Origin of the sequence: Neorhizobium sp. DAR64862/K0K3 (assembly GCF_050500185.1) — a bacterium.
Taxonomy (GTDB): domain Bacteria; phylum Pseudomonadota; class Alphaproteobacteria; order Rhizobiales; family Rhizobiaceae; genus Neorhizobium; species Neorhizobium soli.
The window spans coordinates 1,195,776-1,212,463 of the sequence record NZ_CP191450.1 but is presented as its reverse complement, the minus strand read 5'-3'; the positions used below and the strand labels follow the sequence as shown (position 1 = coordinate 1,212,463).

Annotated in this window: 13 protein-coding genes; 8 read left to right on the top strand and 5 right to left on the bottom strand. The window is 60.1% G+C overall.

From position 1 onward, the window contains the following. Positions 1-126 precede the first annotated feature (126 nt). The gene (locus tag ACQY1L_RS22420) at positions 127-1,038 is read left to right on the top strand and encodes a PhnA-like protein (RefSeq protein ID WP_430244652.1); all 912 of its coding nucleotides are present in this window, start codon (positions 127-129) and stop codon (positions 1,036-1,038) included. A 144-nt stretch (positions 1,039-1,182) separates the two neighbouring features. Here the strand turns inward: ACQY1L_RS22420 and ACQY1L_RS22415 are convergent, their stop codons facing one another. From ACQY1L_RS22415 to ACQY1L_RS22405, 3 genes are all read right to left on the bottom strand, one after another. Beyond that, on the bottom strand, positions 1,183-1,974 hold the full coding sequence (locus tag ACQY1L_RS22415; RefSeq protein WP_062458804.1) for a metallophosphoesterase family protein: 792 nt from the start codon (positions 1,972-1,974) through the stop codon (positions 1,183-1,185). 101 nt (positions 1,975-2,075) lie between these two features. Beyond that, complete coding sequence (locus ACQY1L_RS22410) at positions 2,076-3,380, bottom strand: UDP-glucose dehydrogenase family protein (protein ID WP_062458806.1); 1,305 nt, start codon at positions 3,378-3,380, stop codon at positions 2,076-2,078. A gap of 232 nt (positions 3,381-3,612) precedes the next feature. Beyond that, the gene (locus ACQY1L_RS22405) at positions 3,613-4,632 is read right to left on the bottom strand and encodes an Ldh family oxidoreductase (RefSeq protein WP_430244648.1); all 1,020 of its coding nucleotides are present in this window, start codon (positions 4,630-4,632) and stop codon (positions 3,613-3,615) included. 215 nt (positions 4,633-4,847) lie between these two features. On the opposite strand from ACQY1L_RS22405, the gene ACQY1L_RS22400 reads away from it, so the two are divergent. From ACQY1L_RS22400 to eutC, 5 genes are all read left to right on the top strand, one after another. Beyond that, positions 4,848-7,142, top strand: a complete 2,295-nt coding sequence (locus ACQY1L_RS22400) for an FdhF/YdeP family oxidoreductase (RefSeq protein WP_430244645.1) — start codon at positions 4,848-4,850, stop codon at positions 7,140-7,142. Next, positions 7,139-7,429, top strand: a complete 291-nt coding sequence (locus ACQY1L_RS22395; protein WP_342344800.1) for a hypothetical protein — start codon at positions 7,139-7,141, stop codon at positions 7,427-7,429. The genes ACQY1L_RS22400 and ACQY1L_RS22395 overlap by 4 nt, the downstream gene beginning before the upstream one ends. Positions 7,430-8,067: 638 nt before the next feature. Further along, positions 8,068-8,289, top strand: coding sequence for a hypothetical protein (locus ACQY1L_RS22390; RefSeq protein ID WP_062460391.1), 222 nt, complete (start codon positions 8,068-8,070; stop codon positions 8,287-8,289). 74 nt (positions 8,290-8,363) lie between these two features. Further along, the gene (locus ACQY1L_RS22385) at positions 8,364-9,761 is read left to right on the top strand and encodes an ethanolamine ammonia-lyase subunit EutB (protein WP_430244642.1); all 1,398 of its coding nucleotides are present in this window, start codon (positions 8,364-8,366) and stop codon (positions 9,759-9,761) included. Beyond that, a complete protein-coding gene (gene eutC, locus ACQY1L_RS22380) occupies positions 9,758-10,537 on the top strand; it encodes an ethanolamine ammonia-lyase subunit EutC (RefSeq protein ID WP_430262051.1) in 780 nt (259 codons plus the stop codon). Before ACQY1L_RS22385 ends, eutC begins: the two co-directional genes overlap by 4 nt. 63 nt (positions 10,538-10,600) lie before the next feature. On the opposite strand, the gene ACQY1L_RS22375 is transcribed toward eutC, so the two are convergent. Beyond that, positions 10,601-11,929, bottom strand: a complete 1,329-nt coding sequence (locus tag ACQY1L_RS22375) for a dicarboxylate/amino acid:cation symporter (RefSeq protein ID WP_062458822.1) — start codon at positions 11,927-11,929, stop codon at positions 10,601-10,603. A gap of 214 nt (positions 11,930-12,143) precedes the next feature. Here ACQY1L_RS22375 and ACQY1L_RS22370 point away from each other — a divergent pair, with 214 nt between their 5' ends. Further along, positions 12,144-14,033 carry a sensor histidine kinase gene (locus tag ACQY1L_RS22370; RefSeq protein ID WP_430244639.1) on the top strand — a complete coding sequence of 630 codons (1,890 nt, stop codon included), beginning with the start codon at positions 12,144-12,146 and terminating at the stop codon, positions 14,031-14,033. Continuing rightward, entirely contained in the window at positions 14,020-15,387 is a 1,368-nt protein-coding gene (locus tag ACQY1L_RS22365) for a sigma-54-dependent transcriptional regulator (RefSeq protein WP_430244635.1), read from the top strand. The genes ACQY1L_RS22370 and ACQY1L_RS22365 overlap by 14 nt, the downstream gene beginning before the upstream one ends. Positions 15,388-15,423: 36 nt before the next feature. On the opposite strand, the gene ACQY1L_RS22360 is transcribed toward ACQY1L_RS22365, so the two are convergent. Beyond that, the gene (locus tag ACQY1L_RS22360) at positions 15,424-16,680 is read right to left on the bottom strand and encodes a D-amino acid dehydrogenase (RefSeq protein ID WP_062458833.1); all 1,257 of its coding nucleotides are present in this window, start codon (positions 16,678-16,680) and stop codon (positions 15,424-15,426) included. Positions 16,681-16,688: the final 8 nt, after the last annotated feature.

The window sequence follows — 16,688 nt, the reverse complement described above, 5'->3', positions numbered from 1 at the left end:
CGAAGGTGATTATGTTGCTTTTGTTCCAATATTTCGTGTTGTCCGACGATTTTGACGGAACTTGAATGAGGCGAAACTGTTAACGGCGCACTCACGCGTCTGTGAGGCGCTTTAAGGATCACCATCATGGTAACACCAGTCACAACCCATCTACCGCACGAAACCACTCATGGCGTCTCAGTCAATGCGACGTCGGCACTGAACAAAGTATCCTGGGGAGCAATCTTTGCAGGCGTCGTCATCGCGCTTGCAGTGCAGTTCCTGCTCAATCTTCTCGGCGTCGGTCTTGGTGCCGCGGTGCTTGATCCGGTCACCTCCGACAACCCGACTGCCAGCACCTTCTCAATCGCCGGCGGCATCTGGTTTGTCATCGCCGGGATCATTGCGGCCTTCGTCGGCGGCTACGTCTCGAGCCGCCTGTCCGGCCGCCCGAGCAACTCGACGGGCGGTTACCATGGTCTGACGACCTGGGCTGTTACAACGCTCGTGGTCCTCTACATGCTGACAACCTCGATCGGCGCACTCGTCGGCGGCGCATTCAGCGGCCTGACGAGCGTCATCGGTGGCGTTGGCCAGACGGCAGCAACGGCTGCGTCGACCGCAGCGCCTGCAATTGCCAATTCCGCCAACCCGATGGCCGGTATCGAGCAGCAGATCCGCAGCACAACCGGTAACGATCCGCAGGCTCTCCAGAACGCTGCAGTTGCAGCCGTTCAGGCAGCCGTAACCGGCGACCAGGCAAAGGCAGAAGATGCCCGCAACCGTGCCGCTGAAGCAATCGCTCGCTCGCAGAACATCCCGGTCGAACAGGCTCGCCAGCAGGTTCAGCAGTATGAGGCAACATACCGCGAGAACGTCGAAGCTGCAAAGCAGCAGGCACTTGAAGCCGCAGAAGCCACGGCAACTGCCGTATCTGCTGGTGCAATCCTTGGCTTCATCGCCCTGGCACTCGGTGCAATCGCCGGCTGGGTCGGTGGCAGCTTCGGGACGAAGAAGAACGTGGTCGTAACGGAGACCGTCGGTCGCCGCACGGTCTGATCTGACAAGCAAAACAACGAGCCCGCGCCAACGGTAGATGCCGATGGCGCGGGTTTTTTCATGCGAACAATGTCTGCTTGAAGTCGTGGCGCAGATCGGCCTCGCCAGCGCATCTGATGGTAACGAGTGCAGAAGGCTTGGTCCTCACTGCAGAATCGAGATCTCCTCACCATCGATACGCAGAACTGTCAGTTTTCCGGAATAGACTGCTCCGGTATCGATCCCGATGCGACCGATCCCATAATCAGGATCTTCCTGCGGCGTATGCCCGTGGATTACGATGAGATGTGGAAGTTCAGGCCCTTGCTTGAGGAACGCCCCGCGGATCCACATCATATCCTCATCGCGCTGCTCTTCGATCGGTATGGCCGGTGCCACGCCCGCATGAACGAACAGGACTTGGCCGGCCTTGAGGCTGACAGGCAGATCCATAAGAAATGATCGGTGCGTTTCAGGTACCGCCTCCTGCAAGACGTGCATGAGAGACGCGCCGCTACCTTTGCGGCGGAGGCTCAGATGCTGCAGATCCACGCCGTAGGATGCGAGCGTCTTGTCGCCGCCCATTTCCAGCCAGTGCATATACGCTTCGGGACGCTCCAGAAAGCGCAGGAACAGATCGTCGTGGTTGCCGCAAAGCGTCACGCGTTTCAAACCGAGAGCGCTGGGGCTCGAGAGATGTTCGAGCACCTGCGCCGATGCGGGTCCCCGATCGACGTAATCGCCGAGGAGAACAACGAGCCCGGGGCGTCCCAATCGCCTCATGTCATCCGCGATGACGGCTTCAGCCCTTTTCAGCAGGTCAAGACAGCCGTGAACATCGCCGATCGCGTAAAGCGGGTAGGGTAACGGTTCGCTTCCAAGGTCGAGCCTTCGCCTGCGCTGCTCGCCAAGTTGCGGTGAGGCGCGCAAGGTCAACCAGCGGATCATCTTTCGCATGCGCCGTAATCCCCGTTCGAAATCCGCCAGGGATTACGGTCGCTTTGAAGGTTCTTGCTTGTCCCGCTCAAGGCAACACCGCCATGTGCCGGATCCCGGGTTCAGATGCTCTTGCCCACACCCGTATAGGCAAAGCCGTGTGCTTCAACTTCCTGAGCGCGATAGACATTGCGCAAGTCGACGAGAACCGGCGTTTTCATGATGGACTTCAGGCGGTCGAGGTCGAGGGCTCGGAACGCATTCCACTCGGTCACGAGCACGGCGACATCCGCACCTTCTGCTGCTTCATAGGGTCCCGCTGCGAACTCGATGTCCATCATCTGCTTGGCATTTGCCATGCCTTCGGGGTCATAGCCGGACACGATCGCGCCGGCATCCTGCAAAGCCTGAACGACGGCGATTGCCGGGCTGTCGCGCATGTCGTCGGTATTCGGTTTGAAGGTAAGGCCGAACAGAGCGACCTTCTTGCCGCGCACATCGCCACCGGCAGCGGCGATCACCTTGCGGCCCATGGCACGCTTGCGGCTGTCGTTGACGGCGATGGTTGTTTCGATCAGGCGCACGGGTGCATCAAAGTCCTGCGCGGTCTTTGCCAGCGCCAGCGTGTCCTTTGGAAAGCAGGATCCGCCATAGCCCGGACCTGCGTGCAGAAATTTCGATCCGATGCGACCGTCGAGGCCGATCCCGCGCGAGACGTCCTGAACGTCGGCTCCGACCTTCTCGCAAAGGTCCGCCATCTCGTTGATGAAGGTAATCTTCATGGCGAGAAAACCATTGGCGGCATATTTGATCAGTTCGGATGTGCGGCGTGATGTAAACAGCAGCGGCGACTGGTTTATGAACAGCGGCCGGTAGACCTCGGTCATCACAGCCTTGGCACGGTCATCCGACAGGCCGACAACGATGCGGTCCGGACGTTTGAAGTCATCGATCGCTGCCCCTTCGCGCAGGAATTCCGGGTTGGAGACAACGGCGACATCCGCATCCGGATTGGCTTCCCGGATGATCCGCTCGACTTCGTCGCCGGTGCCGACAGGCACGGTGGACTTCGTCACGACGACGGTAAAGCCCTTGATCGAAGCTGCGATCTCTTTTGCGGCTGCATAAACGTAACCGAGGTCGGCATGACCATCGCCACGACGCGAGGGGGTGCCAACAGCGATGAAGATGACATCGGCTTCGCTGACGGCCGGCGCAAGCTCGGTCGTGAAGGAAAGACGGCCGGACCTGGCATTGCTTTCGACCAAGGCATCAAGGCCGGGCTCGAAGATCGGGATGACGCCATTCTTCAGGGCATCGATCTTTTCCGCGGCCTTGTCGACGCAGATCACGTCATGGCCGAAATCTGCAAAACACGCTCCGGACACAAGCCCGACATAGCCCGATCCAACCATTACGATACGCATGAAATCTCCTGAGAATTGGGTCGCTTATATTTGCTCAAGTTAAAATGTAGTAGGTCAGGCTAGAGATTGTCGATGTAAATTGATTCCAAGCATTCCTTACATGCCTCCTTATGTTTTCTTGCAAGCAAAAGGCAAAGGGTTTGCTGCGTTATAGTTACCCCCGATGACAAGTTTTTTCTCTTCCGCGCGGTGAAGTTCATATTCGCGAAATTGCATCTGCAAATACGAGACATCAGGGTGTAGCGAGAGCCATCAGCATGTCGTGGTTTTGGGGCGAGAGCGGTATGCCATGTGCGAGGGCAGCCTTTCGAGTGTCATGTCTCCGCTCCCCAGGAAGACGATCTTGACCGGCATCGAGGACAAGGTCGCAGATCTGCGCAACACGGTCGGCAAAGGCGTGATTGCCGCCCCGCTCGGGATCGATAACCACAAAAAACTGGCCCGTGAATGGCGTCTGCGCACCCTTGTGGCCACTCCAGTCGAACTCACCTGAAAAATAGCCGCCGGTCAGGGCCGCACTGAGGATTTCGATCATCAATGCGATCGAATTGCCTTTATGCCCGCCGAATGGCAGCAGCGCACCGCCGTCAAGAATTGCCTTCGGGTCGGTTGTCGGTTCTCCGTTGCGGTCGACACCCATGCCGGGCTTCAGGTCATGCCCGGCGCGTGCCGCGATCTGCACGTCGCCGTGAGCGATCGCTGAAGATGCCTGATCGAAGACGAATGGAGCAGAGCCCGCGCGCGGCGAGGCGAAGGCAATCGGGTTGGTGCCAAACACCGCCTTGTGGCCACCGTGCGGTACCACACACGCCATGCTGTTGACGACGCTCAGGGCGACAAGCCCCTCATCCGCAAACGGTTCGACATCCGGCCAAAGCGCGCTGAAGTGATGCGAGCGACGGATAGCAAGGACCGCAACGCCGTTGGCTTTGACTTTTTCGATCAGGTGGGACCGCGCGGCGAAGAACGCCGGCTGGGTAAATCCGCCGTTGGCATCGACGCGGAGAAAGGCCGGGGCGACGTCCTCCACCTCCGGCACGGCTTTGCCATCGACCCAGCCGCTCTTCAGAGAGGATACATATCCCGGCATGCGGAAAATCCCGTGGCTCAAAGAGCCATCGCGCTCACAGCCGGCACAGTTTTCGGCAAGGATCTGGGCATTTGGCTCAGATACGCCGTTGTGGACGATAATCGTCTTCAGCAAAGCGACCAGATCGTCAAAGCCGATATGGATGGCGGCACTTTCTGTCATGTTCTCTCCTGCGTAGCCGTTCCGCTCGGTATCTAGATGTCGCTTCAGTTCGGCGCGAGAATAGCCGCAGACGCCGCGCTTTCAATCCCGGTGATGAGAAGTTCCGCGACGGACCACCATAAATCGGAGCCCCTTAGAAGGACGATAGATATTTCCTATCAAGCCATGCTGTTCTGCCGCTTGATCAAATCGTCCCCGCGACAAATAGATGCAGCATGGATACAGGATTTATCGGAAAAAAATCGTCGGCCGCAGGCGGCTGGGGCGCATTGAAAAGCTGCGGCAAGCAGCTGCTGAACAGCGGCTCTCCGCTGTCCGGTGCGAGGGCAATGTTGAAGGCCAATCAGCCTGACGGTTTCGACTGTCCCGGCTGCGCCTGGGGCGATCCGGAGCATGGCTCCTCGTTCGAATTTTGCGAGAACGGCGTGAAGGCCGTCTCGTGGGAGGCGACCGAAAAGCGCGCCACACCGGCATTTTTCGCGGCACACACCGTTTCCGAGCTGCGCCGTCAGTCCGACTATGAGCTTGAGCTCAACGGTCGTCTCACCCATCCGATGCGTTACGACGCGGCAAGCGATCGCTATCTCCCGGTCACATGGCAGGACGCGTTCGCCGAGATCGGCGACATTCTCAAGGGATTCGACAACCCAGACCGCGCTGAATTCTACACGTCCGGCCGCGCCAGCAACGAAGCGGCATTCCTCTACCAGCTGTTCGTGCGCGCCTACGGCACCAATAATTTCCCCGACTGTTCCAACATGTGCCATGAGGCGAGCGGCGTGGCTCTTCGCCAGTCGATCGGCGTCGGCAAGGGAACGGTCCTGCTCGAGGATTTCGAGAAGGCCGACGCGATCTTCGTGATTGGCCAGAACCCGGGTACCAACCATCCGCGCATGCTGGGCGACCTGCGGCGCGCCGCGGTCCGCGGTGCCCAGATCGTCGTCTTCAACCCGGTCAAGGAGCGCGGTCTGGAGCGGTTCTCGGATCCGCAGGACAAGCTGCAGATGCTGCGTGGCGGCGCGACCGATATCGCCAGCGACTATCTTCAGCCGCAACTGGGCGGCGACATGGCCGCCGTGCGCGGGATGTCGAAAGCGGTTCTGGCGGCGGAAGCAGCAGCTGTTGCAGCCGGCCGTCCGTCCGTGCTCGATCACGCGTTTATCGCCGAACACTGCGAAGGCTTCGACGCCTATCTGGCCGCGGTCGAGGCAACCAGCTGGGATGAGATCATCTCGCAGTCTGGCCTGACCCGCGAAGCGATCGAACGCGCTGCAGACGTCTACATGCAGGCAGAGCGCGTCATCTGCACCTGGGCCATGGGTATCACCCAGCATCTGCACTCGGTCGCGACCATTCGCGAAATCTCGAACTTCATGTTCCTGCGCGGCAATGTCGGCAAGCCGGGAGCCGGACTGTGCCCTGTGCGCGGTCATTCCAATGTTCAGGGCGATCGGACGGTCGGTATCAACGAAAAGCCTCCGGCTGCCTTCCTCGACGCGCTCGAGAAAGAATTCGGGTTCGCGGTGCCGCGCGCCAACGGTCATAACGTGATCGCTGCAATCGGTGCGATGCTGGATGGTTCCGCACAGGCGTTCATCGGGCTCGGCGGCAATTTTGCCCGCGCCACGCCCGATAGCGCATTGGTCGAGCAGGCGCTTCGCAAGCTCAAACTCACCGTGCATGTCGCAACCAAGCCCAACCATTCGCATCTGATGCCGGGCGATGTCTCGTTCATCCTGCCCTGCCTTGGCCGCACCGAGATCGATCTTAACTCTGCCGGCAATTCGCAGCTCGTCAGCGTCGAGGATTCGATGAGCATGGTGCATGGCTCGGCCGGCATCAACAGGCCTGCCTCGCCGCATCTTCTCTCAGAAGTCGCGATCGTTGCCGGCATGGCCGCGTCCACCGTCGGCTCGGACATGATCAACTGGGCGGCTCTGGCCGACGATTACGACCTGATCCGCAAGCATATCGAGGCGACCATTCCGGGCTTTGAGGATTTCAACGCGCGTCTGCGCAAGCCGCGAGGCTTCCACCTGCGCAACACGGCTGCCCATCGTGAGTGGGTCACGCCGACGGGCAAGGCATCCTTCTCCGACATCGCCCTGCCGTCCGAGACCGTCAATCAGGCCGCCCTCAAGCGCCACGATCACTTTGCGCTGCAGACGTTCCGCTCACATGACCAGTACAACACGACGGTCTACGGTCTCGACGATCGCTATCGTGGCGTTTACGGCGAAAGACAGGTCATCTTCATGCACCCCGAGGACGTGAAGGCGCTGTCCGCAAAGGCTGGGGAACGCGTCGACGTCGTCTGCGAGTACACTGACGGCATCGCCCGCGTTGCATCTGATTTCCGCCTTGTTCCCTACGACATTCCGCGGGGCAGCATCGCCGGCTATTACCCCGAACTGAATGTTCTCGTGCCGATCGGAAGCGCGGGCGAAGAGAGCGATACGCCCACATCCAAATCGGTGATGGTCTCCGTTCGCCGTCGCGAGGCGGCGTGACGGGCAACCCGCCGGATCCAGACCGGTTTATGGCGCTCACTGCCAGGCTGCAACAGCAGGATCCCCGCCTCAGCGGCATTCAGGCGGGGATGATCATTGCCCTCGATCTCGATGTTGCCAAGGACAGCCGCAGCTTTTCGCGGCTGTTCGGCATCGAGCATTCGATCGTTCTGCGTGAACTGACGGAGATTCCGGGTGCCTGGCTTCAGGTCACCAGCAAGGATGAACGCACGCTCAGGACATTTTACCGCCGGCCTGACGACGGCGCGGCTGTTCCCGTCGAATAAAAAGCTTTGTTGGAGGCGGTTGCAACCTCTTTCCCGCGCTGACCTCCGGTGCGGGCATGAGGACGTCATGTCTCACCATGGTCCCATTGCCTATAAGGTGCTGCAATCGAAGTCCGGGTGATCGGCCCGGGCTTCTGTGCGTCGGTGACTGGTATCCATACAGCAAAGTCCGTCGCCTCCATCTCTCGCATCGCTTAATGGCGGGACATTCCCTGCCGTGCGCCTGGGTTCGTTCGTCTTGTATCCGCCGACGTTCGCCAACCTCGTTGATGATGCTTTCCCTAAGTGCTGTGCTAGCTGACTAGTTGTCTCGACCTTGCGACGATTGTTGTCGCCGCCGTGGCACTTTCTGCGTCTTGCTTCGTTTCAGTTGCGATCTTGACTGGGGTTGTGTTCCTGAAAGTCGTGACAGTCAGATCTGTGCATTGCAGCAACGAGTGAAAGGGCTGTCGGCGCTGTCGATGGTGCGTTGCTCGTGACCGCGAGGATTGTGCGTTGCAACTAACTTCTTGCGGTTGCAGAGGTTTTTCCGCAGGGACCTGGAACTTATCTCATTTGTAAGAAAGTGATGACCCGCCTCTTGAAGCTTGCATCGCATCGACCAAATGATGGCCGTCACTGAGAAGTTTGAGTTTGTCATGCCCGCATTTATGGAAAAGACCTTCGGCCCCACGGAACTTGAAGTCCTCGATATCGTACTCGAGAATTGGCGAGCGAAGTATCATCTCGAGAGGAGCGATCCGGACGTCAGTATCGCGGCTGCGGTCATGATCAACCTGTTCCGGGAAGGCAATCACACGATTCCGGAACTGGAAACAGCGCTTGCCGGCCACAAAGCGCTCGCCGATCTCATTTCATGACGCTTGCCGCTTGCATCGGTCGGAGCCTGGCGTGATGATGGACGTAATGTTCCTCTGAGCCGGTAAATCGCCTGATGCCCTACCAGACCACGATCGAGCAGACGGTCTTTCGTTTCCGTGATCTGAAGGATCTCTTGGCCAAGGCGACGCCCGAGCGGTCTGGTGACCAGCTTGCGGGGGTGGCGGCAGAGGGTCCGGTAGAGCGGCTTGCGGCGCAGATCACACTCGCAGACCTGCCGCTTAAGGCATTCCTCGCCGAGGAGCTGATCGCGGCCGAGACCGACGAGGTCTCGCAACTGATTGCCGACCAGTACGACCTTTCGGCATTAGCACCGATCTCGTCGCTGACGGTCGGCGAGTTCCGCGAATGGCTGTTGAAGCCCGAGACGGGGCAGCGTCAGCTGGAGGCAATCACGTTCGGCCTGACGCCTGAAATGGTGGCAGCGGTCTCCAAGATCATGCGTGTTCAGGATCTGATCTCGGTTGCGGCCAAACGCGAGGTCGTGACACGCTTCCGCTCGACGATCGGTCTTTCGGGCCGGCTTTCGACCCGCAACCAGCCCAATCATCCAACGGATGACTCGCGCGGCATCGCAGCGTCCGCCGTCGACGGTTTACTGATGGGGTCGGGCGATGCGGTGATCGGCGTCAATCCTGCAACCGATAGCATTGAGGATTACGTCCGGATCGTCTCCCTGCTCGATGAGTTGCGCTCCCGTCTGTCGATCCCTACCCAGACCTGCTGCCTCGGCCATGTCACGACGGCCATCCGGGCAATCGAGCAACAGGCTCCTGTCGATCTGGTGTTCCAGTCGATCGCCGGCTCGCAAAAGGCAAACGAAGGTTTCGGTGTCAATCTGGCGATCCTAAAGGAAGCCCATGACGCGGCGCGGGCTCTCAAACGCGGCCCTGTCGATGCGAACCTGATGTATTTCGAAACCGGACAGGGTGCGGCGCTTTCCGCCGATGCGCATTTCGGTGTGGATCAGCAGACGATGGAAGTGCGCGCCTATGCGGTTGCTCGGGCGTTCGATCCGCTTCTGGTCAACACGGTCGTCGGCTTTATCGGCCCCGAATATCTCTTCAACGGCAAGCAGATCATCCGCGCCGGGTTGGAGGACCACTTCTGCGGCAAGCTCATGGGTCTGCCGATGGGGGTCGACGTCTGCTACACAAACCATGCGGATGCCGATCAGGAGGACATGGATACGCTCCTGACGCTTCTCTGTGCCGCCAATGTGAACTTCGTCATCACCGTGCCAGGCGCTGACGATATCATGCTCAATTACCAGACTCTGTCGCACCACGACGCCGTTTACTGCCGCGAGACTCTAAAACGCCCGCCTGCACCGGAATTCGAAGCATGGTTGAACGAGATGGGGCTCACCGATCCGGCAGGCTATCTGAAGGACGATCCGGTGCGGCTGACCCGGCACCTGTCCGAGCTTGCTCTTCTTGGAGCCTCGGCATGACGGATCGCGATCAGCCTGTCCCGGTGGAAGACGCCGAAAAGCGCAGCCTCGATCTCAGGTCGATGACCGCGGCCCGGGTATCGCTCGGACGCTTCGGCGCCGGTCAGCCGACAAAGGTGCAACTCGCGTTCCTGATGGATCACGCACGGGCTCGCGAGGCGGTGTGGAGCGGGATGGATCGCCATGGCCTTTCGCAGCGCCTGAAGTCGATGGGCCTTGGCGCAATCGAGGTCACAAGCCTTGCGGAAGATCGCGGAACATACGTCCGTCGCCCGGATCTTGGCCGGCAACTTTCCGGACCGTCTGTCGATTTGCTTCGTTCGGTGAGACCCGAAAGCGGCGACAATTTCGATGTGGTCATCGTTGTCGCCGATGGATTGTCGTCCAATGCGGTGGAAATCAACGCAACGCCGCTGATCGAGGCGCTTCAAACACGCTTGAAGGAATTGAATCTTTCCCTGGCGCCGATCGTTCTGGCTGAAAATGCGCGGGTTGCGCTGGCCGACCCGGTCGGCGAGGCACTGGGCGCCAAGCTATCGATCATTCTGATCGGGGAGCGACCGGGGCTTTCGGCAGCCGACAGTCTCGGCGCCTATGTCACCTACGAACCGAGGTCAGGCACGCCCGATTCCCGACGCAACTGCATATCGAACATCCGCGACGGCGGGATGTCGATTGCCAGCGCGGCCGATGCGATCACGGCTCTGGTCAAGGCGATGATGCAGACCGGTATCAGCGGCGTTGCCCTGCGCGACGCAGCAGCGCTCCTGGGTTAGGCCACATATCAAAAGGGCGGCACCTTAGAAAGGTACCGCCCTTTTGACGCTTGGGAGCGTATCTTATTCCGCCGGCTGCAGGACAGGGGCTACCGGATCGCCGGTCAGCTCACCGGCCATCGCCTTGTCCAGCATGTCCTTGTCCAGCTCGTTTTCCCAGCGTGCGACGACAATGGTCGCAACCGCGTTGCCGACGAGGTTGGTCAGGGCGCGGCACTCCGACATGAAGCGGTCGATGCCGAGGATGAGCGCCATGCCGGCGACTGGGACGGAGGGAACAACCGATAGCGTTGCAGCCAGCGTGATGAAGCCTGCACCGGTGATGCCGGCGGCACCCTTGGAACTCAGCATGGCAACGAGCAGAAGCAGGATCTGATCACCAAGTGACAGGTCGATTCCCGTCGCCTGGGCGATGAAGAGTGCTGCCAGCGTCATGTAAATGTTGGTGCCGTCGAGGTTGAACGAGTAACCGGTCGGGATGACCAGGCCGACAACCGAGCGCTTGCAGCCCGCACGTTCCATCTTCTGCATCAGGCCGGGAAGCGCTGCTTCCGACGACGAGGTGCCGAGAACGAGCAGCAGTTCCTCTTTGATGTAGCGGATCAGCGAGAAGATCGAGAAACCGTTATACTTCGCCACGGCGCCCAGCACCACGATCACGAACAGAAGTGCGGTGATGTAGAATGTCAGGATCAGGTAGGCGAGGTTGGCGACCGAGCCGATGCCGTATTTGCCGATGGTAAATGCCATCGCGCCGAAGGCGCCGATCGGAGCGGCCTTCATCAGGATCGCAACAAGACGGAAGATCGGAGCGGTGAGCGAGATCAGGAAGTCGGTGACCGGCTTGCCCTTTTCGCCGACCATGCCGAGCGAGATACCGAACAGGACCGAGAAGAACAGGACCTGAAGAATGTCACCTTGGGCAAACGCGCCAACGATGGTTTCCGGGATGATGTTCATCAGGAAGCCGGTGATCGTCGTCTCATGCGCCTTGGTTGCGTAGGTCGCCACAGCCTTGCCGTCCAGCGTGGACGGATCGATGTTCATTCCGGCACCCGGATGCAGCAGGTTGCCGACAATCAGGCCGACGATCAGTGCGAGCGTCGAGAAGGTCAGGAAGTAGAGCATCGCCTTGCCGGCGACCCGGCCAACCTTCTTCAGGTCGGACATTCCGGCGATGCCGGTTGCCACGGTGAGGAAGATCACGGGAGCGATGATCATCTTGACCAGCCGGATGAAGGCGTCGCCAAGCGGCTTTAGGCTGGCGCCGAATTCAGGCCAGAAGTGGCCGATCAGCATGCCCGCGATGATCGCGACGATAACCTGGAAATACAGGTGGCGATAGAATGGCAGTGCCGCCGGCTTGCCGGCTGCGGGTGTCGAGATATCCATAAAGTCCTCCAGTCGCCCCGCTCAAGGTTCCCACCCGGGGCATGTTCTTAGAATCGAACTTGAGGCGAGCAAGGGACGTGCCAGATCCGCACCTATCGACTAAGTTATTGAATTAACATGACGGCGCTATCTTAACCCGGTGTGAAGCAAAACGAGTTGTGCGGAGTACCGCACTCGTCCTTGATGTTTGTGCGAAATTATGCTCATAGGGGCGATGTCCTACACAAACGATCCTCAGCCTGCTGAGCACCTGGTTCGGAAGTTTCGGCTGGCCTGGATCGTGTTTGGCGTCGCTGCGATCAGCATCGTGGTCGCCGCAGGGTTTGCGGTCGAGCGCTACGGCCGCGCATCAGCTTTAACGCGACTTAAAGCGCAGGCTCGAACGGATGCGGACTTGAAGGTTGCTCTTCTGCAGGCCGTGCTCGAGCGACCGCGGGCGCTACCGTTGCTTCTGGCCGGTGACCGCGAGGTCCGCGACGCTTTGGTCGACCTGAGCGCCGATGCGGCTATCGCGAAGAGAGAGGCACTGGATGCCAAACTCGAAGACCTGGTTGTCAAGACCAATGCCAGCGTGATCTATGTCGTTGGCCCGGACGGGATTGCGATCTCGTCGAGCAATTGGCGGGAGCCAACAAGCTTCGTCGGCAACGACTATACGTTCCGTGCCTATTTCACGCGGGCGATGCAGGAGGGGGCGGCTGAACATTTCGCACTGGGCAGCGTCAGCAAACGGCCCGGTCTCTACATCTCGCAACGCGTCGGTCCGGCCGAAGCGCCGCTCGGCGTGGTCGTTGCAAAGATGGAGTTCGATCAGCTGGAAGCGGACTGGCGCAACTCGCAGCGCCCTTCGTTTGTTGTTGATTCCAGCAACGTCGTACTGATCACCAGCCTCCCATCCTGGCGGTTCATGACGACCCAGCCGCTGGATCCGGACGATCTCGGCGCCATTCGCCAAAGTCTGCAATTCGGCGATGCGCCGCTTCTTCCCCTGCCATTCATCCGTCAGCAGCCGGTCGGAGACAACGCGCGGACGCTGCAGGCTATTCTTCCGGGAGGCGCGGGAGCAGAAGACTTCCTGGAGATCACGACCCCGATCCCGTCGACCCCCTGGCGCTTCGAATATCTTCTGCCAATTTCCAAGGCGATGTCGGATGCGCTTCGCGAAACACGGCTGATGGCGATCCTGGTCGTAACGACACTATTGGCGCTGGCAGCGTTCCTGCTGCGACGTCGGCAGGTGACCGAAATGGCGATTGCCCAGCAGAGGCTTGCGCGGGAAGATCTCGAAAATCGGGTTGCGGCGCGCACGATCGACCTCAGTCTGGCGCGTGACAGGCTGGAGGCGGAGATCATGGATCACAAGCAGACCGAAAGCCGGCTGCAGTCCGTCCAGCAGGATCTGGTACATGCCAACAGGCTTGCCATCCTCGGCCAGGTTGCAGCCGGTGTCGCCCACGAGATCAACCAGCCTGTCGCGACGATCCGCGCCTATGCGGACAATTCCAAGGTACTGCTCGAACGGGGCAGGGCCGAGACTGCGGTCGAAAATCTAGATCACATCGCGTATCTCACGGAACGGATCGGTGCGATTACGGATGATCTTAAGGCACTTGCGCGCAAAGGTAGACCGGCTCCGGAACCGGTTCTGCTGCAGGAAGTCTTCGACGGTGCGACCATGCTGGTTCGCAGCCGTTTCACCGGACGAATGGATACGCTGAAGATCATGCCGCCGCCAAGCGGGCTGGTCGTGATGGGGAGCCGGTTGCGGCTGGAACAGGTGTTTATCAATCTGTTCCAGAATGCGCTGGAGGCTGTTGAGGGCCGACCGGATGCGCGTATCCAGGTGACGACGGATGTGTCTGCCGATCGGGTGCTGGTGCATGTCTGCGACAACGGTCCCGGCATCGCGCCGCAGATTCTCAAGGCCCTGTTCGAGCCCTTCAACTCGTCGAAGGAAAAAGGGCTGGGGCTCGGCCTCGTCATCTCCAAAGACATCGTCACCGATTACGGCGGGCGCATCGAGGTCGAGAGCCGCGATGGACGGACCTGCTTTACAATATCGCTCGTGAGAGCTGATGAGGAAAACGATCATGACAGAGCCTGACATGGGCGCGGTGCCGGTCATTCTGATAGACGACGACGCCGATCTCCTGCGCGCCACAGGCCAGACGCTGGAGCTTGCCGGTTTCGAGCCGATCGCGTTCACCTCGGCCACGGACGCCCTGTCTAAAATTTCCGCAGACTTCCCGGGCATCGTCGTCTCCGACATTCGAATGCCGGGGCTCGATGGTCTCGAACTTTACGACCGGCTCCGCAGTCTGGACGAAGAGCTGCCGGTCATTCTGATGACCGGCCACGGCGATATTCCAATGGCTGTGAAGGCCATCCAAAGTGGCGTCTACGACTTCCTTGCCAAGCCGTTTGCGACGGACAGGCTTGTGCAATGCGTCCGGCGCGCTGCTGAAAAGCGACGTCTGACACTGGAAAACCGCCGGCTGCGCGCAGCAGCTCAAAGTTCCAGCCAGGAATCCCCGTTGATCGGCCAGACACCGGTCATGCAGCGGCTACGCAACATGCTTCGCCAGATCGCCGATACCGATATCGATGTCCTCGTCACCGGCGAGACCGGAAGCGGCAAGGAAATCGTTGCCGGTCTTCTGCATGGATGGAGCCGCCGTGCTGCCGGGAACTTCGTGGCGCTCAATTGCGGCGCCTTGCCGCAGCAGGTGATCGAAAGCGAGCTGTTCGGTCACGAACCGGGCGCCTTCACCGGCGCGCAAAAAAAGCGCATCGGTCGCATCGAGCACTCGAGCGGCGGCACGCTTTTTCTCGATGAGATCGAAAGCATGCCGATGTCTGCGCAGGTGCAGATGCTGCGCGTGCTGGAGATGCGCGAGGTGATGCCGCTCGGGACGAATGAAGTGCGGCCTGTTGACCTCAGGATCATTGCCGCGTCCAAGGTGGACCTAGGGGATCCCAGCCAGCGCGAGACGTTTCGCGAAGACCTGTATTTCCGCCTCAACGTCGTCACGATCGCCATTCCGCCGCTGCGCGAGCGGCGTGACGATATTCCGCTCCTGTTCAGCTATTTCGCGGACCGTGCCGCAACCCGTTTCGACCGGGAAGCACTCTCGATCACGCCGGCGATCGGCCAGTATCTGCGCGATCATCACTGGCCCGGCAACGTCCGCGAGTTGTCGCATTTTGCCGAGCGTGTGGTTCTGGGGCTCGATCCGACAAGCTCTCCCGCTCGGCAATCAGCCGATCCGGAAACGGGTTCGCTGCCCCAGCGGCTGGAGCGATACGAAGCCGAGATCATTCGTGAAACGCTGACTGCGTGTGATGGCGATGTGCAGCAGACGATTGCAGCGCTCGGCATTCCCCGCAAGACCTTCTACGACAAGCTGCAGCGCCACGGCATCGTCAGAAGCGAATTCGCGGACAAGCGCCTTTCCTGAACTTGTTCGCGGCTCCGCGTTTGCGTGCGACGCCGATCAGCGGCGCGCGTATCGCGCATAGGCAAGGTCGGTTGCATCGATGTCGGGCGTTTTGCCGCTGACGAGATCGCTGATCACCCGCGCCGAGCCGCAGCTCATCGTCCAGCCCAGCGTTCCGTGCCCGGTATTGAGGTAGAGACCACTGATCTTGGTTGCTCCGATCACCGGCGTTCCATCGGGTGTCATCGGACGAAGGCCCGACCAGAACGACGCCTTGGTGATATCTCCGCCGGGGAAAAGGTCGGTCACGGAATGTTCGAGCGTGCGCCTGCGCGGCGCACCGAGATCGTTCGTATAGCCGGAAATTTCGGCCATGCCGCCCACCCGGATGCGGTCGCCCAGCCGCGTGATGGCGATCTTGTAGGTCTCATCCATGATCGTTGATTCCGGCGCGCGGCTGGCATCCTTGATCGGGATGGTCAGCGAATATCCCTTGACCGGATAGACCGGCAGATCGATGCCGTGCTCTTTCACGATCAGTGGCGAGTAGCTGCCGAGAGCAACCACCACCGCATCACTGCGTAGCGTTTCGCGGTCCGTCACGACACCCCTCACCTTGCCGCCTTCGACATCGAGCCGTTTGATGGTCGTACCATAGGCAAACCGGACGCCGAGCGCTTCGGCCTTGGCGGCGAGAAGATTAGTGAACTTGAAGCAGTCGCCGGTCTCGTCCTTGGGTGTCAGAAGTCCGCCGACGATCTTTTCGCGCACATGGGCGAGCGCCGGTTCTACGCGGATACAGCCTTCGGGATCGAGCACTTCGTAGGGAATGCCATCGGCCGCGAGCGCCTTGACGTCCTTTGCAGAGGCGTCGAGCTGCTGCTGCGTGCGAAACAGCTGCAGCGTTCCCTGCATGCGCGCGTCGTAATCGATCCCGGTTTCATCCCGGACATCTGCAAGGCAGATCCGGCTGTAATCGGAAAGTCGCAGCATCCGGCTTTTGTTGATCGCGTAGCGCTCCGAGGTGCAGTTCGACAGCATCTTAAACATCCACGACAGCATGGCGCGATCAAGCTTCGGGCGCAGGATCAGCGGCGCGTGCTCCATGAAGATCCATTTGAGCGCCTTCCGGGGTATGCCCGGCGCTGCCCATGGAGAGCAGTAACCGAACGAGACTTCGCCGGCATTGGCGAAACTTGTTTCGAGCGCAGGGCCTGTCTGGCGATCAACAACGACGACCTCGTGGCCGGCCTTGGCCAGTTGATAGGCGGTGGTCGTGCCGATGACGCCGGCGCCGAGTACGATGACTTTCATGGCATTCC

What these genes read in the sequence shown, in the direction of transcription:
- ACQY1L_RS22420 (WP_430244652.1), top strand. Translation starts at nt 127, where the DNA reads ATGGTAACACCAGTCACAACCCATCTACCGCACGAAACCACTCATGGC.
- ACQY1L_RS22415 (WP_062458804.1), bottom strand. Translation starts at nt 1,974, where the DNA reads ATGCGAAAGATGATCCGCTGGTTGACCTTGCGCGCCTCACCGCAACTT.
- ACQY1L_RS22410 (WP_062458806.1), bottom strand. Translation starts at nt 3,380, where the DNA reads ATGCGTATCGTAATGGTTGGATCGGGCTATGTCGGGCTTGTGTCCGGA.
- ACQY1L_RS22405 (WP_430244648.1), bottom strand. Translation starts at nt 4,632, where the DNA reads ATGACAGAAAGTGCCGCCATCCATATCGGCTTTGACGATCTGGTCGCT.
- ACQY1L_RS22400 (WP_430244645.1), top strand. Translation starts at nt 4,848, where the DNA reads ATGGATACAGGATTTATCGGAAAAAAATCGTCGGCCGCAGGCGGCTGG.
- ACQY1L_RS22390 (WP_062460391.1), top strand. Translation starts at nt 8,068, where the DNA reads ATGCCCGCATTTATGGAAAAGACCTTCGGCCCCACGGAACTTGAAGTC.
- ACQY1L_RS22385 (WP_430244642.1), top strand. Translation starts at nt 8,364, where the DNA reads ATGCCCTACCAGACCACGATCGAGCAGACGGTCTTTCGTTTCCGTGAT.
- eutC (WP_430262051.1), top strand. Translation starts at nt 9,758, where the DNA reads ATGACGGATCGCGATCAGCCTGTCCCGGTGGAAGACGCCGAAAAGCGC.
- ACQY1L_RS22375 (WP_062458822.1), bottom strand. Translation starts at nt 11,929, where the DNA reads ATGGATATCTCGACACCCGCAGCCGGCAAGCCGGCGGCACTGCCATTC.
- ACQY1L_RS22370 (WP_430244639.1), top strand. Translation starts at nt 12,144, where the DNA reads ATGTCCTACACAAACGATCCTCAGCCTGCTGAGCACCTGGTTCGGAAG.
- ACQY1L_RS22365 (WP_430244635.1), top strand. Translation starts at nt 14,020, where the DNA reads ATGACAGAGCCTGACATGGGCGCGGTGCCGGTCATTCTGATAGACGAC.
- ACQY1L_RS22360 (WP_062458833.1), bottom strand. Translation starts at nt 16,680, where the DNA reads ATGAAAGTCATCGTACTCGGCGCCGGCGTCATCGGCACGACCACCGCC.